Origin of the sequence: Dyella sp., from assembly GCF_035685805.1 — a bacterium.
In the GTDB taxonomy this organism is placed as follows: domain Bacteria; phylum Pseudomonadota; class Gammaproteobacteria; order Xanthomonadales; family Rhodanobacteraceae; genus Dyella_A.
Window position 1 is genome coordinate 80638 of the sequence record NZ_DASSAB010000017.1, and the last position, 23361, is coordinate 103998.

General features: G+C 69.4%; 24 protein-coding genes. 4 read left to right on the forward strand and 20 right to left on the reverse strand.

Features of this window, described 5'->3' with window-relative positions:
* Positions 1-3: 3 nt before the first annotated feature.
* From VFG40_RS04065 to dinG, 4 genes are all read right to left on the reverse strand, one after another.
* Positions 4-204, reverse strand: coding sequence for a hypothetical protein (locus VFG40_RS04065; RefSeq protein ID WP_324895181.1), 201 nt, complete (start codon positions 202-204; stop codon positions 4-6).
* A 45-nt stretch (positions 205-249) separates the two neighbouring features.
* Positions 250-828: an NnrU family protein gene (locus tag VFG40_RS04070; RefSeq protein WP_324895183.1), complete on the reverse strand. Its 579-nt coding sequence runs from the start codon at positions 826-828 to the stop codon at positions 250-252.
* A gap of 110 nt (positions 829-938) precedes the next feature.
* Positions 939-1505, reverse strand: coding sequence for a HutD/Ves family protein (locus tag VFG40_RS04075; RefSeq protein ID WP_324895185.1), 567 nt, complete (start codon positions 1503-1505; stop codon positions 939-941).
* On the reverse strand, positions 1502-3607 hold the full coding sequence (gene dinG, locus VFG40_RS04080; RefSeq protein ID WP_324895187.1) for an ATP-dependent DNA helicase DinG: 2106 nt from the start codon (positions 3605-3607) through the stop codon (positions 1502-1504). The genes VFG40_RS04075 and dinG overlap by 4 nt, the downstream gene beginning before the upstream one ends.
* 154 nt (positions 3608-3761) lie before the next feature.
* Between dinG and VFG40_RS04085 the strand changes: the two genes are divergently transcribed.
* Positions 3762-6704, forward strand: coding sequence for an EAL domain-containing protein (locus VFG40_RS04085; RefSeq protein ID WP_324895189.1), 2943 nt, complete (start codon positions 3762-3764; stop codon positions 6702-6704).
* Between the two features lie 16 nt (positions 6705-6720).
* Here the strand turns inward: VFG40_RS04085 and VFG40_RS04090 are convergent, their stop codons facing one another.
* From VFG40_RS04090 to folE, 9 genes are all read right to left on the reverse strand, one after another.
* Positions 6721-7374, reverse strand: a complete 654-nt coding sequence (locus VFG40_RS04090) for a DsbA family oxidoreductase (RefSeq protein WP_324895191.1) — start codon at positions 7372-7374, stop codon at positions 6721-6723.
* Positions 7375-7427: 53 nt separating this feature from the next.
* On the reverse strand, positions 7428-8822 hold the full coding sequence (locus tag VFG40_RS04095) for a type II toxin-antitoxin system HipA family toxin (RefSeq protein WP_324895193.1): 1395 nt from the start codon (positions 8820-8822) through the stop codon (positions 7428-7430).
* A 2-nt stretch (positions 8823-8824) separates the two neighbouring features.
* Positions 8825-9082 carry a type II toxin-antitoxin system RelB family anti-toxin gene (relB, locus tag VFG40_RS04100; RefSeq protein WP_324895195.1) on the reverse strand — a complete coding sequence of 86 codons (258 nt, stop codon included), beginning with the start codon at positions 9080-9082 and terminating at the stop codon, positions 8825-8827.
* An 85-nt stretch (positions 9083-9167) separates the two neighbouring features.
* Positions 9168-10814: an NAD(P)/FAD-dependent oxidoreductase gene (locus VFG40_RS04105; RefSeq protein ID WP_324895197.1), complete on the reverse strand. Its 1647-nt coding sequence runs from the start codon at positions 10812-10814 to the stop codon at positions 9168-9170.
* A gap of 207 nt (positions 10815-11021) precedes the next feature.
* Positions 11022-11246 (reverse strand): hypothetical protein, encoded by a 225-nt coding sequence (locus VFG40_RS04110; RefSeq protein ID WP_324895199.1) that lies wholly within the window; start codon positions 11244-11246, stop codon positions 11022-11024.
* 574 nt (positions 11247-11820) lie between these two features.
* Positions 11821-12327: a DUF1993 domain-containing protein gene (locus VFG40_RS04115; protein ID WP_324895201.1), complete on the reverse strand. Its 507-nt coding sequence runs from the start codon at positions 12325-12327 to the stop codon at positions 11821-11823.
* On the reverse strand, positions 12324-13673 hold the full coding sequence (locus tag VFG40_RS04120; protein WP_324895203.1) for a TCR/Tet family MFS transporter: 1350 nt from the start codon (positions 13671-13673) through the stop codon (positions 12324-12326). The genes VFG40_RS04115 and VFG40_RS04120 overlap by 4 nt, the downstream gene beginning before the upstream one ends.
* A gap of 163 nt (positions 13674-13836) precedes the next feature.
* Complete coding sequence (locus VFG40_RS04125) at positions 13837-14154, reverse strand: EF-hand domain-containing protein (protein WP_324895205.1); 318 nt, start codon at positions 14152-14154, stop codon at positions 13837-13839.
* 25 nt (positions 14155-14179) lie between these two features.
* Entirely contained in the window at positions 14180-14779 is a 600-nt protein-coding gene (gene folE / locus VFG40_RS04130) for a GTP cyclohydrolase I FolE (protein WP_324895207.1), read from the reverse strand.
* A 299-nt stretch (positions 14780-15078) separates the two neighbouring features.
* Here folE and VFG40_RS04135 point away from each other — a divergent pair, with 299 nt between their 5' ends.
* Entirely contained in the window at positions 15079-15717 is a 639-nt protein-coding gene (locus VFG40_RS04135; RefSeq protein WP_324895209.1) for a hypothetical protein, read from the forward strand.
* Positions 15714-15932 (forward strand): helix-turn-helix transcriptional regulator, encoded by a 219-nt coding sequence (locus VFG40_RS04140; protein ID WP_324895211.1) that lies wholly within the window; start codon positions 15714-15716, stop codon positions 15930-15932. The genes VFG40_RS04135 and VFG40_RS04140 overlap by 4 nt, the downstream gene beginning before the upstream one ends.
* 74 nt (positions 15933-16006) lie before the next feature.
* On the opposite strand, the gene VFG40_RS04145 is transcribed toward VFG40_RS04140, so the two are convergent.
* The 7 genes from VFG40_RS04145 to VFG40_RS04175 form a co-directional block, all read right to left on the reverse strand.
* Positions 16007-17455, reverse strand: a complete 1449-nt coding sequence (locus VFG40_RS04145; protein WP_324895213.1) for a DNA recombination protein RmuC — start codon at positions 17453-17455, stop codon at positions 16007-16009.
* Between the two features lie 45 nt (positions 17456-17500).
* Positions 17501-18610, reverse strand: a complete 1110-nt coding sequence (locus tag VFG40_RS04150; protein ID WP_324895215.1) for a DNA topoisomerase IB — start codon at positions 18608-18610, stop codon at positions 17501-17503.
* Between the two features lie 51 nt (positions 18611-18661).
* Positions 18662-19855, reverse strand: coding sequence for a class I SAM-dependent rRNA methyltransferase (locus tag VFG40_RS04155; RefSeq protein WP_324895216.1), 1194 nt, complete (start codon positions 19853-19855; stop codon positions 18662-18664).
* A gap of 71 nt (positions 19856-19926) precedes the next feature.
* Positions 19927-20262: a VOC family protein gene (locus tag VFG40_RS04160; protein WP_324895218.1), complete on the reverse strand. Its 336-nt coding sequence runs from the start codon at positions 20260-20262 to the stop codon at positions 19927-19929.
* A gap of 18 nt (positions 20263-20280) precedes the next feature.
* Positions 20281-20718 (reverse strand): hypothetical protein, encoded by a 438-nt coding sequence (locus VFG40_RS04165; protein WP_324895220.1) that lies wholly within the window; start codon positions 20716-20718, stop codon positions 20281-20283.
* A 45-nt stretch (positions 20719-20763) separates the two neighbouring features.
* Positions 20764-21711 (reverse strand): serine/threonine protein kinase, encoded by a 948-nt coding sequence (locus VFG40_RS04170; RefSeq protein ID WP_324895222.1) that lies wholly within the window; start codon positions 21709-21711, stop codon positions 20764-20766.
* Between the two features lie 52 nt (positions 21712-21763).
* Positions 21764-22207 (reverse strand): hotdog fold thioesterase, encoded by a 444-nt coding sequence (locus VFG40_RS04175; protein WP_324895224.1) that lies wholly within the window; start codon positions 22205-22207, stop codon positions 21764-21766.
* A gap of 27 nt (positions 22208-22234) precedes the next feature.
* Here VFG40_RS04175 and VFG40_RS04180 point away from each other — a divergent pair, with 27 nt between their 5' ends.
* Positions 22235-23323 carry a 2Fe-2S iron-sulfur cluster-binding protein gene (locus VFG40_RS04180; protein ID WP_414649241.1) on the forward strand — a complete coding sequence of 363 codons (1089 nt, stop codon included), beginning with the start codon at positions 22235-22237 and terminating at the stop codon, positions 23321-23323.
* The last annotated feature ends 38 nt before the right edge of the window (positions 23324-23361 follow it).

Below are 23361 nucleotides of genomic sequence, written 5' to 3' on the forward strand. Positions count from 1 at the left end.
CGATCAGGCCGTGGCGCGGCCCCGCAGCAGGCGTGCGGGCAGCATCAGCATGGCGCCCAGGGTGGCGAATACCGCGCCGACCGTGATGCCGACCAGCCGCAGCGGCAGCGAGATCAGCCACACCACCGGATAGAGCACCAGCGCCAGCAGGGCGAGGGGCCAGCAGAACACCAGCAGCAGCAACCAAAGCAGAAAGCCGACCATGGCGCACCTCGCGTGGGGCGGTAGGGGAGTAGGCAGGATACGCCCTCAGCCGAACGGACTCACCCCAACGAGCGGCCTATGCAGCACAAACGCGAACAGCGCCCAGGCCGCCACGCCGATCACTACCGTCAACACCGTGCGCACCGCCGGCCCCGTCGGATGAGTAACGCCCGCGACCCGGTCGCGGCGCCGCGACACGATGAAATCCACCACCGCCCACAGCAGGAACGCGCCGAACAGCAGCACGTCGTGCAGCATGCCGGCCGCGAGCAGATGGCCCAGCGCCCACAGCGTCACGGCCGCGAGCATCGGGTGGCCGATCCGCGCCTTGATCGCATTGCCCGGCACATAGGCCGCCGCCAGCAGGACGAAGGCGACGAGGGTGAACAGCGCATTGAGATGGCGCAGCGCCAGCGGCGGCACCCACACCACCACCGGGTGCTGGCGCGCCAGGCCGAAACCCCACACCAGCAGCACGAAGCCGGCGATCGACACCAGCGCATACAGCCCTTTCCAGCGTTTAAGGCCGAGGCGGCCGATCCGCCGCGTCCGCCAGGCGTCGGCGAACACCCGGATCGAGTGCACACCGAGGAACAGCAGCAGGCCGAGGATCAGCATCGCCATGGGCATCGCTCCGCGCGTGGTGCGGCGAGTATAGGCGTCGCGGTGACGACCATCGACTGCACAACGCGGGGGATCGAGGCACGTGCCGGGTGCAGGGGCCGGTGCCGGGTTCACTCCATGCAGCGCACCCGCACGACCAACGCCACCGCACCAGGCTCCAGCACCACCTCGCCACGGGTGGCCCCGGGCAGCCAGCTGTCGCCCGCGGCGAGCGTGCCGGCGGACGTGACGATCGGCCCCCGCACGGCGTAAAGCAGCACCATGTCGGCGGTGCCAGCCTGCCGGCCCGGATCGCGCCACACCTCGACGCCGCCTTCGGCGCGGCCACGCCGCAGCATCAGGTTGAAATCGCGCGTGGCGCCGCCGGCGAGCGCTACCGCTACCTCGGCCTCGCCGGGAAAGGCGAACGGCGCGCACCGCGTGGTGAGGTCGTGACCCTGCGCGCCGTCCAGCGTCATGTGGAAGCCGGCCCCGTCGATCAGCACGATGGTCCGGTCCACGCCGGGAAAGCGCGAGAACGGCGCGGCGCCGACCACGTCGGCCAGGCTCACGCGCCAGAGGAAATCGTCCATGCCCGCGCCCGGCGACATCACGGCAATCTCGCGGGTCACGCCCTGGCCGTTGCGCCACGGCACCGGCTGCAGTTGATCCGCACGCAGGAGACGGCCGGCACTCACGCAGCGCGCTCGATCACCCGCTCGAACGGCGGCAGCGCCTGCAGCATGCGCTCTCCATAGCGCTTCACCACCACCCGGCGATCCAGCAGCACGATGCGGCCGCGATCGGTCTCGTTGCGGATCAGGCGGCCGCAGTACTGGATCAGCAGCCGCGTGGCCTCGGGAATGGTCACTTCGATGAAGGGATTGCGGCCGCGCGATTCCAGCCACTCGGCGTAGGTGGCGCCGACCGGGTCGGTCGGTACGGCGAACGGCAGCTGGGTGATCACCACCGTCTCGCAGAACTTGCCCGGCAGGTCCAGGCCTTCGCCGAACGAGGCCAGCCCGAACAGCGTGCTGCCCTTGCCGGCGTCGATGTCGGCGCAGTGCTCGGCGACCAGTTGCGACTTGCCCAGCGAACCCTGCGCGCGCACCTTGCGCACCATCGCGATCGGCAGCTTCTGCAGCACGCGATCGAGCTTGATGCGCGAGGTGAACAGCACGAGGTTGCCGGCGTCCCAGTCCAGGTTTTCGGCCAGCCATTCGCCCACCTCCTCGGCGTGCGCGTCGCGGGCGTCCGGCAAGGTGCGCATGGCCGGCACTTCCAGCCGCGCCTGGGCGGCGAGGTCGAACGGCGAGGGCAGGCTCAGCGTGACCGCTTCATCGGGCAGGCCCACCGCATCGGCGAAATGGCGGAAATTGCCACCGGCGCTCAGCGTGGCCGAGGTCATCACCACGCCGCTGGCGTTGCCCCACAGCACGCTGCGCAGCATGCCCGCGGCCGACACCGCCGAGGCGTGACACACCAGCTGCTGGTCGTTGGCCAGGGTGACCCAGCGCGCCAGCGGCGGGGCGTGTTCGCGGTCGGGGCTGGACCAGGCGCGCCAGCAGCGCGACTGCTTCTCCAGCCGTTCCAGCGCCATGCCCAGCTCGCGCGACAGCGCCTCCTGCGTCGGGCCGCCCTCGCTCATTTCCAGCACGGCGCGTCGCACCGCGTTGAGCCAGCGCTGCACCTCGGCCGTATGGACGGCCAAAACCCCCGCATGCGCCACCCAGCTTTCCGGCAGCTGGCCCATCGAGCCGCGATACATCGGTTCGCTCTCGCCCGGGTCGGGTACCCAGCCGAGGCGGATCTCGCGCTCGAGTTCCTCCAGAGCGTTGCTCAGTTCCTGCAGTTTCTCGTCGCCCTGGTCGAGGCCGAGCTTGCCCAGCGATTCTTTGTCGGTGAGCGAGTAGGCCGCGTGCACCTGCCGGCCGAGCCGGCTCAACTGGCGCACCGCAGCGCCCATGAAGACCTCGGCGGTGCCTCGGTCGATCGCCTTGGCGGCGACGTGGTGGCCCTCGTCGAAGATGTACAGCGTCTCGTCCGGCTTGGGCAGGATCACGCCACCCCAGCTGTCTTCCTCCGCGCCGGGCATGGTCAGGTCGGCCAGCACCAGATCCTGGTTGGCCACGATGATCTCGGCGTCGGCCACCGCGCGGCGCGCGGCGAAGAACGGGCAGCCCATGAACTGCGCGCAGCGGCGACCGGTGCAGCCGCCGGCGCTGGTGGTGATCATGCCGCGCACCATGTCGCCGACCGGCTCGGGCGCGGCGTCCATGTCGCCGTCCCAGCTGCCGGTGTCCAGTGCGGTGAGCAGCTTGCCCAGCGCGGCCTTGTCGCGTGCGTCGGGCGGGCGCGTCCACAGCGCCAGGTCGGTGTCGAAGCCAAGCCCCACCTGCGACTCGGCGGCCAGGCTGTTGCCGGCCATCAGCAGGTTGCGCGGGCACACGTAGCGGCCGCGGCCCTTGGCCAGCGCCACCTTCGCCTCGATGCCGTTGAGCGACAGGTAAAGCGGAATGTCCCGCCGCACCAGCTGCTCCTGCAGCGCCACGGTGGCGGTGGCGATCATCAGCTTTTTCTTCTGCGCCCGCGCCACGGCGTGGCCGGCGATCAGGTAGGCCATCGACTTGCCGGTGCCAGTGGGCGCCTCGATCACCGCGGCGCCGCCTTCCTCGGCCAGCGCCTTGGCGACTTCGGCGATCATCCGGCCCTGCGATGCGCGCGCGCGAAAGCCCGGCAGCCCGTCCTTCAGGCGGGTGTAGGCAGCGCGAATGGCTTCTTTGGTGGCGTCGCTGAGCACGGCGGTAAAGCTCTGGGGCGGGCGGTCGATACGTTGGGTTGGGGCGGGACAGCGGCTGCCCCGCGGGGACCGTCCGACGCACCAGTTTATCGGATCACACCACATCACCCTGCACGGCGCCGCACACATGGGGGGTGGGGACATGCATGGCACGATGACGAAGCCGCTGGTGCGCGACCCGACGCCGCTCCCCGCGCCGGTCAGCCCGGTGGCATGGCTCGAGCGGCTGCTGGAGGCATCCAGTCCCGCCGCGGTGGCTGCCGTGGTGGTGGACATGGTGGAGGTGGCTCCGACGTGTCGTTCGGCCACGGTGCTGTGGTGGCTGCCGGGTACCCGCATGCCCGAGACCCGACCGACACGGCCGTTGCGCGCCGCCGAACTGGCGCTGGTGAACCGGGCGCTGGACACCGACACCCCGCAGGTGGAGCTCTCGCTGGCGCTGCTGGCCTGCCGCCTGTGCCATCCGGCCAGCGCGGTATTGCTGGTGGAACTGGACGGGCCGGCCGTGGCCCAGTTCGCGCCTGACCGCCATCTGCCGCTGCCGCTGCTGCAGCTGGCCGGGCGCCAGTTGCAGCGCACCCTCGAGCTGAGCGACCTGCAGCGCTCGCACGACCAGCTGGAGCGTTCGCAGACCCTGCAGCGCGCGCTGCTGAGCATTTCCGATCTGTCCGGTTCGGACCGCGACATGCCCGAGATGCTGCGCGGCATCCACGCGATCGTGTGCACGCTGATGTACGCGGAAAACTTCTTCATCGTGCGGCACGATCCGGCCCGTGGCGCGATGCGCTTCCTCTACTACGCCGATACCCGCGACGACGATGGCCCCGGCGACACCGAGCTGCCGGCGATGCGCTGGCACGGCACCCTCACCTGGCACGTGTTGACCCGCGGCCAGCCGCTGATGGGCACGCCGCAGGAGCTCGATGCGCAGCTGGACGGCAGCTACCGGATGGTCGGACCGAGCAGCCTGGACTGGCTGGGCGTGCCGATGATGCGCGATGGCGAGGCACACGGGGCACTGGTGGTGCAGACCTACGCCGAGGGCATCCGCTACAGCGCGGAGGATCGCGCCTTGCTGCAGTACGTCGGCAGCCACATCCTCACCGCGCTGGAGCGCAAGCAGGGCAAGGACGATCTCGAGCAGCGCGTGCGTGAGCGCACGCTGGAGCTGGCCGATCTCAACCGCGGGCTGCAGCAGGAGGTCGCCGAACGTCAGCGCGCCGAGCGCCTGCAGGCGGCACTGTTCCAGATCGCCCAGCTGGCCACCGCGGACATCGACCAGCACACCTTCTACCGGCAGGTGCACGCCATCGTGGGCGGCCTGATCAGCGCCCGGAACTTCTTCATCGGCCTGGTCGACGAGGCACGCGGCGCGCTGAGCTTCCCCTACGCGGTCGACATCACCGGCGAGGCGTACACCGACCGGCCGCTTGGCGGCGGCCTGAGCGAATACGTGCTCACGCGCGGGCCGCTGGTGGTCGATCGGGCCACCATGGACGCGATGATCCGGCGCGGCGACATCGATGCCCATTCCACCGGCACGCCGTCGATATGCTGGCTGGGCGTGCCGCTGCGCGATGGCCAGCGCGCGATCGGGCTGGTGGCCGTGCAGAGCTACACCGACCAGGTCACCTACGGCGAGGCCGAGCAGGAGCTGCTCGGTTTCGTCGCCTCGCAGATCGCGACCAGCCTGCAGCGCCGGCGCGTCTCCGATGCGCTGCAGCACGCCTACGCGCAACTCGAGCAGCGCGTGCATGAGCGCACCCGCGCGCTGCGCAAGGAGATCGCCGAGCGCGAACGTGCGCAGCAGCAGCTGCGTCACCAGGTGATGCACGACCCGCTTACCGGCCTGCCGAACCGTGACCACCTGCGCGAACGCATCGAGCACGCGCTGGCGGCTGCCCGCTCGGAGCCGGCCAGGCGCTGTGCGCTGCTGTATATCGATGTGGACCGCTTCAAGGTGATCAATGACAGCCTCGGCCATCTCGCCGGCGACCAGGTGCTGAAGGAGGTGGCGCGGCGGCTGCAGAGCTGCGTGCGCGAGCCGGACGTGGTGGCCCGGTTGTCAGGCGACGAGTTCGCGATCCTGCTCTCCGAGGTCGAGGATGCCACCAGCGCCTGCCGCGTGGCCGAACGCGTACTGGCGGCATTGGGCCAGCCGCTGCCGGTGTCCGGGCGCGAGCTGCAACCCAGCGCCAGCCTGGGCATTGCGCTGGGCGAGCGGCATTACGCACATGCCGACGAGCTGCTGCGCGACGCCGACATCGCGCTGTATCGGGCCAAGGAGCTCGGGCGCAAGCGCTACGAGATGTTCGACGACGCGCTGGCCAGCAACCTGGTCGACGAACTGGGCATGGAGAACGAGCTGCGCCACGCCCTGCAGCACGACGAATTCCAGCCTTATCTGCAGCCGATCTGCCGGCTCGACTCGGGCGAACGGGTGGGCTACGAGGCGCTGCTGCGCTGGCACCACCCCGAGCGCGGTTTGCTCACGCCCGGCGCATTCGTGAAGGTGGCGCAGGACTGCGGCCAGATCGAGGCAATCGACTGGCAGCTGTTCGAGCGGGCCTGCGTGGCGTTGGTGAAGCTGCCGGACCGCGAGGGCTTTCTCACCTTCAACGTGTCGGCCCTGCACCTGCGCCATGCCGACTTCGACCAGCGTCTGCTGGCGATGGTGGCGCGGACCGGGCTGGCACCATCGCGGGTGATCGTGGAGGTGACCGAGGGCTCGCTGCTGGACGATCCCGACCAGGTGCGGGCCACGCTCGAGCGGTTGCGCCAGGCAGGAGTCGGTGCAGCGCTGGACGATTTTGGCACCGGCTACTCCTCGCTCAACTACCTGCACTCGCTGCCGCTGCGGCTGCTCAAGATCGACCAGAGCTTCGTCCACGCGATGGACGGCGGCAACACCAACAGCTCCACCGTGGTCGAGGCGATCCTGGCGCTGGCGCACGCGCTGGAAATCCAGGTGATTGCCGAAGGCATCGAAACCCCGGCGCAGCGCGAGCTGCTGCGCGGCATGGGCTGCGAAATGGGCCAGGGTTACCTGCTCGGCCGGCCGCACCCGCCGACGCACTGGGACGACGGCAGGCGCTGAGCACGCGCGTGGCCGCTCACGACCGTGTGGCGAGCTCGCGCAGCGCCTGCTCGAACACCTCCGGCGGCTGGCCGCCGGAGATCAGGTGCTGGCGGTTGATGATGATCGCCGGTACCGAGTGGATGCCGGCGCGCTGGAAGAACTGCTCCTGTCCGCGCACGTCCGCCGCGTAGCGGTCGCTGTCGAGCACGGCCCGCGCCTCGTCGATGTCCAGCCCTACGGAGCCGGCCACCTGCGCCAGCACATCGCGGTCGCCCACATCCCGCCCGTCGGTGAAATACGCCGTCAGCAGCGCCCGCTTGAGCGCGTGCTGGTGGCCGCTGCCCTCGGCCCAGTGCAACAGCCGGTGCGCGTCGAAGGTGTTGTAGATGCGCCGCGTGTCCTGATTCGCAAAAGTGAACCCGACCGCCGCACCGCGCTGGCGGATCGCCTCCTGGTTCTGCGCCAGTTGGGTGCTGTTCATGCCGTACTTTTTCGCGATGTGCTCGCCCACGTCTTCGCCCTCGCGCGGCATCTGCGGGTTCAGCTCGAACGGCTGGAAATGGATCTCTGCGCGCACCTCGTCCTTGAGCGCGTCCAGCGCACGCTCCAGCGAAGCCAGCCCCACCGCACACCAGGGGCAGGAGACGTCGGAAACAAAATCGATGCGCAGGGCCTGGGGCTCGGTCATGGGGTCGTCCGCAAAGTGGGGATTTCCCTGATATGGCGCTGCGCGGAGTGGACTCAATGTGCGCGGGTCGATCCGGCGCCACGCCCTCCGGTCGAGCGGCGGTCGGGCTCTTTGCCGAGGCGCTTGGCGGCGGCCATCACGCCCGCGCTGACGCTATCGAAAAGTTCACCTGGAAAGCCCCGAGGCAGGCGCGAGGCGACGGCATGTAGCGCTTCGGGAGCGCGCTCGACAAGGTCGTTGATGATCGGTTCGGCGCCATCGGGAAGGCCCAGGCGCTCGGCCATGCCCACCCAGTGCCAGCGGTGGATGTCTTGCAGCAGGTAGTGGCGGTTCTCTCCCGTCACGGCCATCGCCAGCCGTGCCTTGCGCGGATCCATCCGGTTGGCGCCGCGTCCCTGCACGGGATAGGTCGAGAGAATGTCGTACAGCGGCGTCTGCCGGTATCGACCGCCGGGCAGCAGGGTGAGGCTGAAGTTCTTGGCGTGGCCGTCGGTGGCCGCGAGCATCCAGAACAGCACCTGGGTGGTGAAGAAGCGCACGCGATCGGCTGCGGCGTCTTCCGAACCGCGCAGGATGTCCATGATCGCGGCGATGCCCGGACCTCCGTCGCTCTCGTATTTGCGGTCGGGCGGCAGGCCGCTGGCCTGGCAGAAATCCTCCTGCGGAATCCGCAGCCAGTAATCGCCGTCGGCGGCCTTGATTCGGTCGAAGCGCTCCACGATCAGGGCCTTCTGGTCTTCGAAGTGTCCGATGTCGACGTTCGCCACCGGCAGGCCGAACGCGCGCGCCAGCTCCATGCACAGCCACTCCAGTTCCACCGACTGGCGCATGTCGGCCTGCACGTTGCCCACCAGGCCCAGCGGCAGCTTGAAGATGTGGGTCGACGGCGTAGCGCCGTGCGGAATGCACCACTGGCCGCGGTGGTGCAGCAGCGCGGTTTTTTCCTGCGCGCCGGCGATGGAGAGACGAAACGCGTCGTCGTCCATGCGCTCGCCGGGAAGCCGGGCCACGGTGGTGTGGCGCAGCACCTGCGCGACCCCGGCCTCGTCCAGCGGCTCGGCGTCGATGCGTCGAATATCTCCCGGCTCCGATCCAGCGGGCACCAGCTGGATGGCGCCCACGCAGTCGCGCCCGATCGCCGCCAGCAGATCAAACGGCGCGATGGAGCGCGCACCGTAGCGCTCGCGCAACCGCTGCAGGATGCGGTCGTTGTCCGGCACCAGGTTCTCGAAGTACCAGGCCACCTTCTCGCCGCGGAGCACGCGGTGGCTGTCGCCGCTGCGCCCGGTGGCCAGCCCGAACGGCAGCGAGAGCGACAGCGGACGCCCCAGCGGCGAGGCGATCCAGTCGGCCTCGTAGGTCAGGCGATCGGCGCCGCTGCGCGGACGCTCCCAGGTGCCGACGAAGGCGCCGTTCATCCAGATGTCGAGAGCGAGAGCCCGCGTCATGGCTACCACTGCGGCGCGGCGCTGTCGCGCAGGTTCATGACGGGCTTGTCCTGCAGCAGCAGTTCGAGCCCCAGCACCTGGCACAGCCGATGGACGCGTTCGAAAGACGCCTTGGCGGCGTTGCTCTCCAGTTTCGACAGGGCCTGCGCGGTGATCCCCAGTTCCTTGGCCACGTCGGCCTGCGTGAGGCCGCGGCTCAACCGCGCGTTGCGCAGCAGTACGCCGAGCTGGGCGGGCAGGCGGATCGGGGTGGCGAGCATGATTCAACTCCTGAGTTGATTACTCAGGTTTCAATCTACAGATTGAATATCGTCATTTCAACCTGCAAGTTGAAATGCTTGCCGATCAGCCGCCCACCATGCTCCGCGCCACCGCTTCGGCGATCTTGATGCCGTCCACGCCGGCCGAGAGGATGCCGCCGGCGTAGCCGGCGCCTTCGCCGGCCGGGTACAGGCCGGTGGTGTTGAGGCTCTGCAGTGTGTCGTCGCGCTTGATGCGGATGGGCGAGGAGGTGCGCGTCTCCACGCCGGTGAACACCGCGTCGTGCATGGCGAAGCCCTTGATCTGGCGTTCGAATGCGGGCATCGCCTCGCGGATCGCGGCGATCGCGTAGTCGGGCAGGGCGCTGTCCAGGCTGCCCAGGGTGACGCCGGGCTTGAACGAGGGCAGCACCTCGCCGAACTCGCGCGAGGCGCGGCCGGCCAGGAAATCGCCCACCAGCTGGCCCGGCGCGTTGTAGTTCTCGCCGCCCAGCACGTAGGCGCGGCTCTCCAGCGCGCGCTGCAGGGCGATGCCGGCCAGCGGACTGCCGCTGTCGTCGAAGGGCGCGAAGTCGGCCGGGTCAATTCCCACCACGATCGCCGCATTCGCGTTGCGCTCGTTGCGCGAGTACTGGCTCATGCCGTTGGTGACCACGCGGCCGGGCTCGCTGGTCGCCGCCACCACGGTGCCGCCCGGGCACATGCAGAAGCTGTACACGGCGCGGCCGTTGCCGGCGTGATTACCCGTGGCGTGGTGCACCAGCTTGTAATCCGCCGCGCCCAGCAGCGGATGGCCGGCCTGCGGACCGAAGCGGGCGCGGTCGATGATCGACTGCGGGTGCTCCACCCGGAAGCCGATCGAGAACGGCTTGGCCTCCACGTAGACGCCGCGGGCGTGCAGCATGGCGAAGGTGTCGCGCGCGCTGTGGCCCACCGCCAATACCACGTGGTCGCTGCGGATCTCCTCGCCGCCGGCGAGCACCACGCCGCGAATGCGCTGGCGATCGCTGCCTTCGGCCTCCAGGATCAGGTCGTCCACCTTCTGCTGGAAGCGGATCTCGCCGCCCAGCGACTCGATCGTGCCACGCATGTGCTCGACCATCGTCACCAGCCGGAACGTGCCGATATGCGGCTTGTTGATCCACAGGATCTCTTCCGGCGCGCCGGCCTTCACGAACTCCTCCAGCACCTTGCGGCCGTGGTGCTGGGGATCGCGAATCTGGCTGTACAGCTTGCCGTCGGAGAAGGTGCCCGCGCCGCCTTCGCCGAACTGCACGTTCGACTCCGGATGCAGGTTGCGCTTGCGCCACAGGTCCCAGGTGTCCTTGGTGCGCTCGCGTACCGCCTTGCCGCGGTCCAGGATGATCGGGCGAAAGCCCATCTGCGCCAGCAGCAATCCGGCGAACAGGCCGCACGGCCCCAGCCCGATCACGATCGGCCGGTGCGTCGGCGGCGCCGGCGCGCGGGCGACGAAGCGGTAGCGCGTATCCGGTGCGGGTTGAACGTGGGCATCGGTGGCAAAGCGCGCCAGCACGGCCGCTTCGTCGGCCACTTCGACATCCAGCGCGTAGATCAAGGCGATCGCGCCGCGCTTGCGCGCGTCGTGGCTGCGCTTGGTCACGGCGAAGCCGCGCAGCTCGTCCTTGCCGAGCGTGAGCCGCGAGCGGATCGCTTGTTCCAGGTCGGCGCCGCTGTGATCCAGCGGCAGCTTGAGGTCGGTCAGTCGCAGCATGCGTAGGGGCGCTCGGTGGCGCGGCCACGGGTCGGCCGGGTCAGGATGGTCATCGCGCCATTGTCCGGGCCGCGCCCGGCACGAACAAGGCGGGTCGCGCGAACGCGGCCTCGCGGCAGTACAGAAAAAAGTCAGCGCCCGGCGGAGCCAGCGGGGGTTGGGGGTACTGGCCCCGCCGGGGGCTGAAAAACGAGGCTCAAGCGGCGATCACGCCGCGAGCAGGGTGCGGAACTGTTCGCCGGTCGCCTGCGGGTGCAGCAACAACAGCCGGGTGCCGGCATGGCTGGCGCGACGGCGGGCGGCGACGCGGCAGAGCTGGCCGTCGTTGCTGGAGATGGCGATGGCGTCGGCCGGCACCGAAGGCACCGGATGACGGCAGATCAGGCCGTGCTGGGGGCCGCCGACGATGACGTACTCGATGATCTCGCTCATGGCTACGGCCTCGCGGGGCAGACGCGCAAATGGGGAGGTGAGACAACGGGCGGTGGTCGACATGGGGAGGGGAGCCGCCTTGGGGTATGTGCCAGGGGATGCAGGCCGCGCGCCAGCAGGCGCCGTGTTTGTGGGCGCTGCATCACAGTTCCAGCGATACGTGGGGCCCCGCTGCCGGTGCGCACTGTTTTCGCTGTGCAGCATGCGTACGACTGTCGGCGGCGACTGCCGACCGGCCGGTGTTGGCTGCACCGTCGGCGGCGGCGTGCGAGCGTGCGCGAATGCTTGTGCCGCAAGGGTTGTCGCCGATGTATCGGCGCCTGGCGGGCTTCAGCAAGGCATCTTTTCGGCGCGCGTGGGGCCGTGCCCGCCTGCGCCAGCAGGGGCTCCGGGCGGCCATCGCGGTTGTGCCCCGGGCGAAAAACCGGGCCCCGCGCCGGCCGGTTTGCTACATGCGCGGCCCGATGCGGCACAGGGACTGACGCGCTGCGTCACCTTCGGCCAGGAAGTGCACCGGCAGTGACCAGCGCGTCACCTGCGCTGCCCCGGCGGCGTGGCTGCCGGGGCGGAAGGCTCAGTCGCGCCCGATGAAATCCTGCTTGCCGATGTCGGTGCCCGCTTCGCGCAGGATGTTGTAGGCCGTGGTGCAGTGGAAGTACAGGTTGGGCAGCACGAACCCGAGCAGGTAGTCCTGCCCCTGGAAATGCATCTCGCCGTTGCGCATCTTCAGGTGGATGGCGCGGCTTTCGCTGCCGTCGATCTGCTCGGCGGTGAAGCCCTTGATGTACGCGATAGCCCGCTCGATGCGGCCGTAGAGCTGCTCGAAAGTCACCTCGTTGTCCTCGAACGAAGCCGGCTCCGCGCCGGCCAGCCGGGCGACGCCGCGGGTGGCCATGTCGCAAGCGATCTGCACCTGCTTGACCAGCGGCAGCATGTCCGGGATGAGCCGCGTCTGCAGCAGCGTGGCGTCCTCCACGCCCTTGGACTGGGCGTGGGCGTGGCCCTTCCTGAGCACGGCGGCGAGGTTGTCCAGCGCCCGCGCGGCGACGGGTACGGCGGCTTGGTACATGGAAAGCGTCATGGGTGCTGCTCCGACGGTTGGGGAGAAAGGGGTTCCGGCGCGGGGGCCACATGCAGCGCCGCGGCATGGGATTGGTGACACGGGTCGGCCGGCTCCGCAGGCTCGCCCCCGCCGGCATGGCGACGGGTCACCCGCACGGCGACCACCAGCGCCCCGGCCAGCAGGCCCGCCGCCAACAGGAACGCGGCGCCGGGCACGTGCACCCGGCTCGCCGGTGCGATCGACCACGCAAACACCTGCGCGAAGAGATACGGCCCGAAGATGCCGGCGAAGCTGCCCAGCGAGGTGTTGGCGCCCTGCAGGCGCCCCTGCTCGGACGGCTCCACCAGCTGGGTCATCATCGACTGCAGCGGCGGGTTCGACAGCCCCCACAGCGCCATCAGCGGAATGCCCAGCAGGAACACCCAGCCCACGCTGGCAAAGCCCATCAGGGTGAACGAGGCAATGCCGCAGAACATGCCGAACAGCAGCACCGGCCGCTCGCCGAAGCGCGGCGTGAGCCGACGGGTCAGCAGCGCTTGCACCAGCCCGTCGCAGGCGCCCACCAGCATCAGCACCAGGCCGACCGCTTGCGGGCCCCAGTGGTAGCGGTAGTCCGCGTACAGCACGAAGGTGATCTGCAGCGCGTAGTGGGCCAGGAACACCAGGAAGCTGGTCACCCCCAAGCCGAGCAGTCGCGGCGTGCGGCGCAGCAACTTGAGCGCTCCAACCGGGTGCGCGGTGCGCAGCTCGAAGCGCGCGCTGCGGCGTTCTTTCGGCAGCGACTCGGGCAGCACGAACAGGCCGTAGAGGAAGTTGCACAGCGCCAGCGAACCGGCCACGTAGAACGGCAGGCGCAGGTGCATCGCGCCGAGCCAGCCGCCGAGCCCCGGCCCCAGCACGAATCCCACGCCGAAGGCCGCGCCGAGCAGCCCGTAGGCGCCGGCACGCTTTTCCTTCGGCGTGATGTCGGCAATGTAGGCATTGGCGGTGCTGAAGCTGGCCGCGGTCATGCCCATCACCGTGCGGCCCACGAACAGCAGCCACAGGGTGGGCGCCAGCGCCAGCACGAAGAAGTCGATCGCCAGGCCGAAGTTGGAAATCAGGATCACCGGTCGCCGCCCGAAGCGATCCGACAGCGCGCCCTGGATCGGCGAGAAGATGAACTGGGTGATCGCGAAGACCGTGCTCAGCACGCCTACCCACCACGCGGCGCTGGCGGTACCGCCGCCGATCAGCTGCTCGATCAGGTGCGGCAGCACCGGGATGATGATCCCGAAGGCCAGCATGTCCAGCAGCACGGTGATGAAAATGAAGGCGAGGGCGGCGCGGCGCGGTGCGCCGGGACTGTTCTGGGGGGAGACCACGCGTTCGCCACTCCGGTAGACGAAGCGGCGAGTGTACCCGCGCGCGCGCCGGGCGGCAGGCCCGGATCGGCACGAGCACGGGCGACGCCTCGATGGCGGTGCGGCGGTGCGCGCCAACGTTGTTCAAGCGGCCGGACGGCGGGGCGAGCTGCGGACTGACCCGCTAGCGCGGCGGCTGCGTCAGCTCGGCCGCGTTGAGCAGGTGGTCGCCGTCGCGGTCGAGCTTGCGGAACTGCCGGCGCAGGTTGTCCTGGTGGCCGTCCAGCGAGACCGCCCGGCCGCGCCCGCCGGGCAGTTCGGACGGCTGCAGGGTGCCATCGTGGTCGCGATCCATGGCGAGAAAGCCGGCACTGAGCCGGTCCACGTATTCCTGCTCGCTGACGCGGCCGTCGCCGTTCTGGTCGAACAGGCGCAGGTAGGCCGCGCGTGTTTCCTGTGCGTGCGCCGGCGATGCAGACGCCGAAGCGGCAACTGCCAGCACGATGGCAGCTGCGACGGCGCGACGCTCAGCGATCGCGGCGCACTCCGATGAACTGCAGGAACTCGCCGCGGGTGCGCGGATCCTCGCGGAACGAGCCGAGCATCTGGCTGGTCACCATCGACACGCCCCGCTTGTGCACGCCGCGGGTGGTCATGCATTCGTGGCTGGCTTCCACCACCACCGCCACGCCGCGCGGCTGCAGCGTCTCGTTGATGCACTGGGCGATCTGCGCGGTCATCTTTTCCTGCACCTGGAAGCGGCGGGCATAGCCCTCCACCACGCGTGCCAGCTTGCTGATGCCAACCACCCGGTTGGTCGGCATGTAGCCGACGTGGGCGCGGCCGATGATCGGCGCCATGTGGTGCTCGCAGTGGCTCTCGAACTCGATGTCGCGCAGCACGACCATCTCGTCGTAGCCCTCGACCTCCTTGAAGGTGCGCTTGAGGTACTCGGCCGGATCCTCGGCGTAGCCGGAGAACCAGTCGCCGTAGGCCTTCACCACCCGCTTGGGCGTGTCCAGCAGCCCCTCGCGCGCCGGGTCCTCACCGGCCCAGCGCAACAGCGTGCGCACGGCCTCTTCGGCCTGCTCGCGGGTGACGTCGTGCTTGGGAGAGATGTCGCTCATGCCGGTTCCTGCAAAAAATCAGAGGGAGTTTAACGGTATGGCGCGACTGCACGCGCCAACGCCCGATGCGGTGGTCCAACGCATACGTGGGGCGTAACGCGCTGGATGCATGGAGCACACCGCTGCATCCTCCATGCGGGCACCACCGCGGCAGGGTGTGCTCATTGAACTGCGAGCCGTCGGCCAGCGGAGGCCGCCTGCAGCGAGCTGGGCACGATCAAGCGCTGATGCGGCAAAAGTCATGTTTACCGCACTTTATGTATGCTTTAAATTACATTATGTCCGATGGAGTGAACATGATGAGCCGAACTGTCCGCCTATTCATCCTGGTGCCGCTGTCGGTGCTGGCGTTCTACGTGCTGTTCGTGTTGCCGGACATCGACCTCGGCTGGCCGGGCGGGCTGGCACTGCTCGCCGCGTCGTGGACCGTCTGGTACCTGCTGTGGTCGACGTTGCGCCGCCGGGTACAGCCGGATGCGGGCGGCGAAGCGCTCGCCAGCGCTTCGCCAGGTGAACAGCAGGCATGGATCGGCCTGCTGTTCACCGCTGCGATCCTGATCTACTTCGCCAGCCGCAGTTCGCTGATGGTGGACGTCGACGGCAGCATGGCGCCGGAGGCCTCGCGCATCGGCCGGCACATCGGGTTTCTTATCGTCGGCTGGCTGGTGGTGATGGCTGTGTTGCGCCAGCACTGGCGCGATGCGGTGGAACAGGATGAGCGCGACCGGGCGATCCAGGCGCGCGCGAGCGGATGGGCGCGCTGCGCCCTGGTAGTGCTGGTGATTGCCCTGGCTGTGATGTTTGCCTTCACGCCGCTCGACCACCTGCGCTGGGCCCGGCCGATGGTTCTCTCCAACCTGCTGATGGCTGGCGTGATCGCCTCGTCGCTGCTGGAGTACTTGGTGACCGGATTGGCCTACTGGAAAGAACGACATTGAGTGCGGCCGGCACGCCGGTCGAGAACGCGATCCGTCGCCTCCGCTTCGAACACGGCGAGATGACCCAGCAGGCGCTGGCCGATGCCTGCGGCATCACGCGGCAGACGGTCATTGCGCTGGAAGCGGGCAAGTACGCGCCGTCGCTGGAACTGGCGTTTCGCATCGCTCATGCCTTCGGCGCGGGCGTGGAAGAAGTCTTCCAGTGGAAGCGCTGAATCTTGGGGTTGCACCCGGGCCGCGTCATCCGTGGCGCATTGCCCCTGCACTCGGCAGGCCGCATCCACAGGTGTCATTCGGTTTCATCACCCTCGGCGTCGTCGTCGGGCAGGAAGAGTGCGTCGCCGAGCAGATCCTGCGCCGCGTCGCTCGACAATGACTCGACGCCGCGCAGCTTCCGCTCGATGGTGCGGGTCTTCTTGCCCGCGTCGCTGATGCTTTTGCTGACCGTGTTGAGCTGACGCTCGGCCTTCTCCAGTACCAGCCCGAACTTGCCGAACTCGCTTTTCACCGCACCCAGCAGCGTCCATACCTCGCTGCTGCGCTTGGCGATGGCAAGCGTGCGAAAACCCATCTGCAGGCTGTTGAGCAGCGCACTCAGCGTGGTCGGGCCGGCCACCATTATCCGGTGGTCGCGCTGCAGGCTTTCGAACAGGCCGGGCCGGCGCAACACCTCGGCATAAAGTCCCTCGGTGGGCAGGAAGAGCACCGCGAAATCGGTGGTATGCGGCGCGGCCACGTACTTGGACTTGATGCGCTTGGCCTCCTCGCGCACACGCCCCTCGAGCGCACGCCCGGCTTGTGCGGCGCCGTCGGCGTCGGCGGCTTCCTGCGCCTCGAGCAGGCGCTGGTAGTCCTCCACCGGGAACTTGGAGTCGATCGGCAGGTAGACGTTTTCGCCGTCCTCCTGCCCTGGCATGCGGATGGCATACTCCACCCTTTCGCTGCTGCCGGGCACGGTGGCCACGTTGGCAACGTATTGCTCATTGGTGAGCAGGTCCTCCAGCAATCCGCCCAACTGCACCTCGCCGAGGATGCCGCGGCGTTTCACGTTGGTCAGCACGCGCTTCAGGTCGCCCACGCCGGTAGCCAGGTTCTGCATTTCGCCCAGTCCGCGCTGCACCGCCTCGAGCCGCTCGGAAACGAGCGCGAACGACTGGCCCAGCCGTGTCTCCAGCGTGCTCTGCAGTTTCTCGTCGACGGTGGCGCGCATCTGTTCGAGCTTGGCCGCGTTGTCCGCCTGCATGGCGCCGAGCTTGGCTTCCAGCGTGGCGCGCACCTCGCCCATGCGCTTTTCATTATCGGCGGTGAGTGCGGCCAGGCGCTGCTGCTGCTGCTCGCCGAAGCGGGTCAGCGCCAGGGTCAGTTCCTCGCGGCTGCGGTGGGCGTCGGTGGCCAGGCGCTGCGCCAGCGCCTGCAGGCCGGTGTCGGTGCGTTCGGTCAGCTGGCTCAGCCGCTGGCCGAAGCCGTCCACCCGCTCTGCCTGTTGCTGCGCGGCGCCGCCGAGCTGTTCGCCCACATGCACGCGAAAGCGGTCGAAGCCCTGCTGCAGCTCCTCGCGGCCGGCGCGCTGTTCTTCGCGCAGGGTGCGCTGCAGCCGCTCGCCGTCGTCCTTGAGCGCGTCAAGCCGGGCGGTGAGGCCGGCGTCGCCGCGGTCGCGCAGAAGCAGCGCCACCTGCAGCGCGAGCACCGCGAGCACGGCGACGACGAGCACGACAAACAGCCATGGGGAAGCGGGCATGGAGGCATCCTGTGAGATCTGCCCGCCAGTTTACGCGGTGCCGGCTCAGCGGCTGCGACGCTGCCTGCCCGGCGCGGAGGTCTTGGCTGTCGCGCGCAGGCGCTTCTTCAGCCAGCGCAGCGCGTACTGCTCCAGCTGCCTGGGATGCGTGGCGACCCGCGCCGGCACCGCCTTGTGCAGGCTGCCGTCCAGCCAGCCCTCGAATACCTGTGGATGCACGTACGAGGCGCGGCACACCGCCGGCGTGTTGCCCAGGATCCCCGCCACGCGCTTCACGCCGGCAGCGATCGCGCTGCGCTGGGCCCGTTCGCCGCCGGTCTCCGGCAGCGGCGTGGTCGCCATCACTCCAATCGCCTGCACAGTACCGCCCCAGGTGCGGAAATCCTTGGCGGTGAAATGGCCACCGCTGGCCTCGCGCAGGTAGTCGTTGACCATGCCCGAGTCGATCGGCTGCCGCTCGCCGTGCTCGTCCAGATACTGGAATAGCCGCTGGCCCGGCAGCTGCTGCACGCGGCGGATGATCTTCGCCATGCGCTTGTCGCTGAGCTCCAGTTCGCGCATCTGGCCGCTCTTGCCGCGGAAGGCGAAGCGAAGCCGCCCGCGCTCGGCCTGCACGTGGCGGGAGCGCAGCGTCGTGAGGCCGAAGCTTTTGTTGTCGCGCGCGTAACGGTCGTTGCCGATGCGGATCAGCGTGTCGTCCAGCAGCCGCACCACCAGCGCCAGCACCTTCTCGCGTGGCAGGCCGGAGCGGGCCAGGTCGGTGCGCACGTGGCGCCGCAGCCGCGGCAGCGCCTCGCCGAAGTCAAGCAGGCGGCTGAATTTGCCGCCGTCGCGCAGCTCGCGCCAGTCCGGGTGGTAGCGGTACTGCTTGCGCTGGCGGGCGTCGCGTCCAGTGGCCTGCAGGTGTCCGCGCGGATGCGGGCAGATCCACACGTCCACATATGCCGGCGGAATGGCCAGCGAGCGGATGCGCGTGAGCACGGCCTCGTCGGTCACCCGTTCGCCGCTTGCGTGTCGATAGCTGAAGCCCTTGCCGCGCCGCTGGCGGAGGATGCCCGGCTGCTCGTCGCTTACATAGATCAGGCCCGCATCGCGCACGTCGCGCAGCAGGTCATCGTCGGTGGTCGGGGGTACAGCAGGGGGGCGGGCGGGCATGCGCCGAGTGTGCGGATGCCGGGTCAAGCCGGCGTGAGCCGCGCAGAGGGCTCACTCCACGCGGCAGAACACCGCTTTCAGGTAGCGCCCTTCGGGCACGTCGGTGCGGAAGGGGTGGTCGGCACCGGCGCCGCGCACGTCCAGCACCTGGATCTCTCGGCCGGCGTTGAGCGCCACCCGGCGCAGCATCTCCAGGAAATCCGCCTCGCTCACCAGGCCGGTGCAGGAGCATGTCAACAGCAGGCCGCCGGGCGGGATGATGTCCAGCGCCATGCGGTTCATCGCGAAGTACTTCTTCAGCGCGTCCATCACCTTGGAGCGGTCGCGGGTGAGCTTGGCCGGGTCGAGGATCACCGCGTCGTAGCGCTCGCCGCGCGCCACCGCCGCGCGCACCCAGTCGAAGATGTCGGCCTGCTCGAACGTCACGTCGACGTGGTTGGCCGCGGCGTTGGCGCGGGCGATCTCCAGGATGCCGGCATCCATGTCCACGCCCACCGCCTCGCGTGCGCCGGCCGCCATCGCGTGCACCGCGAAGCCGCCGGCGTTGCAGCACAGGTCCAGCACGCGGCGGCCCTTGGCGAGCTGGGCGAAGCGCTGGCGGTTGTCGCGCTGGTCGGCGAAGAAGCCGGTCTTGTGGCCCAGCCCCGGCGCGGCGTGGAAGCGCAGGCCATGCTCGTGCACTTCCACCGGCGCGGGCATCTCGCCGCTGCGGCAGTCGAACGACTCCTGCTTCTGCACGTGGCTCTCGGCGAACCACACCATGCGCGCGCCGGGAAAGTGCGTCTGCAGCGCGGCGTGGATCGCCTCGCGGAATTTCCACATGCCGGCGGCGAAATACTCCACCACCAGGATGTCGGCGTAGCGATCGACGATGAGCCCGGAAAGGCCATCCCCCTCGCTGTGCACCACGCGCCAGGCGTCGCTCACCGCATCGAGCTGCAGCAGCTCGCGGCGCAGCTGCACGGCGCGGGCGATCTTCGCGGCGATCCATTCGGCGTCTATGGTCTCGGCGGCATCGGTCGATAGCAGCCGCAACGCGATGCGCGCGTGGCCGTTCCAGAAGCCGCGGCCGACGAAGCGCCCGCGCGCGTCGTGCACCTCCACCACGCTGCCCGGCGGCAGCCGGCCTTCGGGCTTGTAGACCTGCGCCGACCACACCCACGGATGACCCGGGGAGCGATCGGACTTGAGGCGGATGACGGGGAGTTCGGCGGGAGTGGCGGGCGGGTTGGTCGGTGCGTTCATCGCCGCATTCTACCGGCTGCGCGCCGGCCGCCGGCGCCGCGCGTTGGCAGCAAGCGGCATGTCGCGGGTGCTCAGTCGGCCTGCATTACCGCCAGCTCGTTGCCGTGCGGATCACGGAAGTGGAAACGGCGCCCGCCGGGGAACGCGAACGTGGGTCGCACGATCCGGCCGCCCGCGGCGACGACGGCGTCCAGTGCCGCGTCCAGGTCGTCCACCTGGATCACCGGCAGCGGCGCCGCGGGCGCTTCGCTGGCGTCGCCCTGCAGGCCGACGTCCACATCGCCGGTGGTGGTGGCTGCGTAGCTGGGGCCGAAATCGGCGAGGCTCCAGCCGAAAGCCTCGCCGTAGAAGGCCTTCGCGGCGGCCAGGTCGGCCGCGGGAAGCTCGATGTAGTTCGGTCTTGCCATGGTCTTGCCTCCGTCGAATCAGCGCAGCCTGAGCACCAGCCACGACAGCAGTGCCAGCAGGTTGAGGCCGATATGCCATACCGCCGGACCGGCCACGGCGAGCACGAAACCATGGCTGCCGATGCGGTAGTCCAGCCCGAGCTGCACGCTGCCATGCACGATGGCGAATACATTGACGAAGCCGCCCGCGTGCAACGCATAGCTCAGCGCAGGCGTGGCCAGCAGCGGCAGCTGCAGCAGCTGCGCCACGCGCGAGAGCGACACGCCGCGCTCGCTGCCTTCCACCAGCAGTACGCCGGCCACCAGGATGAAGCCGAACACCGCCAGCGAGATCAACGCCATCAGTGCGCTGGCGGTGGAGCCCAGCGGCAGCAGCCGGCGAACGCTCGCCACCACGCCGAGAAAGCCGCCGGCGATTTCGAGGATGCCGATCAGGCGAAACAAAAACGAACGCATGCAGTGCTCCGAAGCAGGGGTGTCGAGGGTTTCAAGGGCCGCGCATCATTCCAGATCGTCGGCCAGTTCGTGCAGGTCGGCGATGTGCTGCTCCCACCAGCGCGGCTCGGCGGCGAACGGAAACGCCAGCGGGAACGCCGGATCGTGCCAGCGCTGGGCGATCCAGCCGGCGTGGTGCAGCTGGCGCATCGCGCGCAGCACGGGTACCAGCGCCAGTTCGGTGTGGTCGAAGTCGCGCATGGTGGTGTAGCCGTCAAGCAGGGCGCGCATGGCCGCCTCGTCGTTGGCCAGCATCCACAGGTCCTGCACGGCGGGGCCGGCGCGCGCGTCGTCGAGATCGACAAAATGCGGGCCGGCGTCGGTCCACAGCACATTGCCGGGGTGGCAGTCGCCGTGCAGGCGCAGTGTGTGCACCGGGCCTACCGCGTCCAGTCGCCGTGCGATGGCGTCATCCAGTCGCGTGCTGGCGGCCCGGTAGTGGCCAGCCAGCGTGCCCGGCAGCAGGCTGGAATCGAGCACGGCCTGCACCGGGCCAAGCACCATCGTGGCGCGGTCGAGACGGCCGCGATGCCCGAACGGCGTGCGCGCACCCACGCTATGGATGCGGGCAATCAGCCGGCCCAGCCATTCAAGCTGCTCGCGCGATTCCAGCGACGGCGCGCGGCCGCCGTGGCGCGGCGACAGCGCGTAGCGGTAACCGCCGTGCTGCAGCAGGCTATGGCCGCCGAAGCGTAGCGGCGCCACTACCGGCAGCTCGGCGTCCATCAGCTCCTGCGCAAAGGCGTGCTCCTCGCCGATCGCCTCGTCGCTCCAGCGGGCCGGCCGGTAGAACTTGGCGATCACCGGCGCGGCGTCTTCGATGCCCACCTGCCACACGCGGTTCTCGTAGCTGTTGAGCGCCAGCAGGCGGCCATCCGGCCACAGGCCGCAGGCAGCCACGGCATCGAGCACGAGGTCGGGCGTGAGCCCGGCGTACGGGGCTTCGTCGCTCATCGCCTGCTCCCCGCCGCGGCGCGGGCGAGCAAGGCCGTCGGCCGGGCTGTCATCACCCCTTGGCCCCTATCACCCGCGCCGGTACCACTGCCATCGTCAGCCGCGAGATGCACACCAGCGCGCCGTCACCGGCTTCGATGCGGATCTCCCACACCTGCGTGGTGCGTCCGATGTGCAGCGGTCGCGCGGTGCCGGTGACGGTGCCGCTGCGCACGCCGCGGATGTGGTTGGCGTTGATGTCCAGCCCCACGGTGAGTTCCTGCGCCGGGTCCAGCGTCAGCATGGCCGCGGTCGATCCCAGCGTCTCGGCCAGCGCCACCGAGGCGCCGCCGTGCAGCAGGCCGAACGGCTGGTGCGTGCGGTGATCCACCGGCATGGTGCCGCGCAGGTAGTCGTCGCCGATCTCGGTGATCGCGATGCTCAGCGTTTCCATCATGGTGTTGTTGCACCAGCCGTTGACGCGGGCCAGGTCGGTGTCCTGCTTCCAGATGCTCATGCTTGCTACTCGTAAGGCGAACCCGCATTGTCTGCGCACTCCCGTCGCGGCGACAATCGCACCGTGTTCACCATCACCCTCCAGGCCACCGGCCACCGCTTCGCGGGGCAGCCGGGCGAGACCGTGCTCGATGCCGCGCAGCGCGCCGGCATTGCGCTGCCGTACTCGTGCCGCTCGGGCGTGTGCGGCAGCTGCAAGGCACTGCTGGTGGACGGCCGCGTCACCTACCCGCACCAGCCGCCGCTGGCGCTGGATGCCAACGAGCGCGCGCACCATGCCGTGCTGCTGTGCCAGGCGGTGCCAGCCAGCGATCTCACCATCGTCGCGCGGGAGATCACCTCGGTGGAGGACATGCCCCGCCGTGCGCTCGACGTGGTGATCGCGCAACGGCAGCAGCTCGCGCCCGAGGTGATCGGCCTGCGCCTGCTTCCAGCGGCTGGCGAACGTCCGCTGCGCTACCTCGCCGGGCAGTACCTGGACGTGCTGCTGGAAGACGGCAAGCGTCGGCCGTTTTCCATCGCCAATGGCCCGGCGCCGGATGGCGCGCTGGAACTGCACGTGCGCCATGTCAGTGGCGGCGGTTTCACCTCATGGGTGAGCGAGCGGGCGAAGGTCGGCGACACGCTTCGCATCGAGGGCCCGCTGGGCACGTTCGTACCGCGCGAGGATTCCGAGCGGCCGATGATCTTCATGGCCGGCGGCACCGGCTTTGCGCCGGTCAAGGCAATCGTCGAGGACTTCCTCGCGCTGGGTACGCGTCGCCCCATGCGCATCTACTGGGGCGCGCGCCAGCGCGGCGACCTCTACCTGCGCACGCTGGCCGAGGGCTGGCAGCGCGACGCGCACGACCTGAAATTCATTCCGGTACTTTCCGAGGCCGGCGATACCGGCGCGCGCGAAGGCCTGGTGCACGACGCCGTGCTGACCGATCATCCAGACCTCTCCGGCCACGACCTCTACATGAGCGGTCCGCCGGCGATGATCGACATCGCCCGCCACCGCTTCGTCGATGCGGGGCTGCCGGAAGACCGGCTGTACTACGACTCGTTCGAGTACGCGCCGGACGTGCTGGCGCAGATCCTCGCGGGAAGGGCGGGGATCCGCGCGCAAGGGTAGCTGCCGTTCGCTTGCGGGCGGATTCGGTAGCTGCCGAC

Coding starts and splice junctions, on each gene's coding strand:
- VFG40_RS04155 (WP_324895216.1), bottom strand. CDS start 19,855: ATGAACGCACCGACCAACCCGCCCGCCACTCCCGCCGAACTCCCCGTC.
- VFG40_RS04095 (WP_324895193.1), bottom strand. CDS start 8,822: ATGACGCGGGCTCTCGCTCTCGACATCTGGATGAACGGCGCCTTCGTC.
- VFG40_RS04165 (WP_324895220.1), bottom strand. CDS start 20,718: ATGCGTTCGTTTTTGTTTCGCCTGATCGGCATCCTCGAAATCGCCGGC.
- VFG40_RS04070 (WP_324895183.1), bottom strand. CDS start 828: ATGGCGATGCTGATCCTCGGCCTGCTGCTGTTCCTCGGTGTGCACTCG.
- VFG40_RS04175 (WP_324895224.1), bottom strand. CDS start 22,207: ATGAGCATCTGGAAGCAGGACACCGACCTGGCCCGCGTCAACGGCTGG.
- VFG40_RS04170 (WP_324895222.1), bottom strand. CDS start 21,711: ATGAGCGACGAAGCCCCGTACGCCGGGCTCACGCCCGACCTCGTGCTC.
- VFG40_RS04110 (WP_324895199.1), bottom strand. CDS start 11,246: ATGAGCGAGATCATCGAGTACGTCATCGTCGGCGGCCCCCAGCACGGC.
- VFG40_RS04150 (WP_324895215.1), bottom strand. CDS start 18,610: ATGCCCGCCCGCCCCCCTGCTGTACCCCCGACCACCGACGATGACCTG.
- VFG40_RS04135 (WP_324895209.1), top strand. CDS start 15,079: ATGAGCCGAACTGTCCGCCTATTCATCCTGGTGCCGCTGTCGGTGCTG.
- VFG40_RS04065 (WP_324895181.1), bottom strand. CDS start 204: ATGGTCGGCTTTCTGCTTTGGTTGCTGCTGCTGGTGTTCTGCTGGCCC.
- VFG40_RS04090 (WP_324895191.1), bottom strand. CDS start 7,374: ATGACCGAGCCCCAGGCCCTGCGCATCGATTTTGTTTCCGACGTCTCC.
- VFG40_RS04105 (WP_324895197.1), bottom strand. CDS start 10,814: ATGCTGCGACTGACCGACCTCAAGCTGCCGCTGGATCACAGCGGCGCC.
- VFG40_RS04085 (WP_324895189.1), top strand. CDS start 3,762: ATGACGAAGCCGCTGGTGCGCGACCCGACGCCGCTCCCCGCGCCGGTC.
- folE (WP_324895207.1), bottom strand. CDS start 14,779: ATGAGCGACATCTCTCCCAAGCACGACGTCACCCGCGAGCAGGCCGAA.
- VFG40_RS04115 (WP_324895201.1), bottom strand. CDS start 12,327: ATGACGCTTTCCATGTACCAAGCCGCCGTACCCGTCGCCGCGCGGGCG.
- relB (WP_324895195.1), bottom strand. CDS start 9,082: ATGCTCGCCACCCCGATCCGCCTGCCCGCCCAGCTCGGCGTACTGCTG.
- VFG40_RS04160 (WP_324895218.1), bottom strand. CDS start 20,262: ATGGCAAGACCGAACTACATCGAGCTTCCCGCGGCCGACCTGGCCGCC.
- VFG40_RS04145 (WP_324895213.1), bottom strand. CDS start 17,455: ATGCCCGCTTCCCCATGGCTGTTTGTCGTGCTCGTCGTCGCCGTGCTC.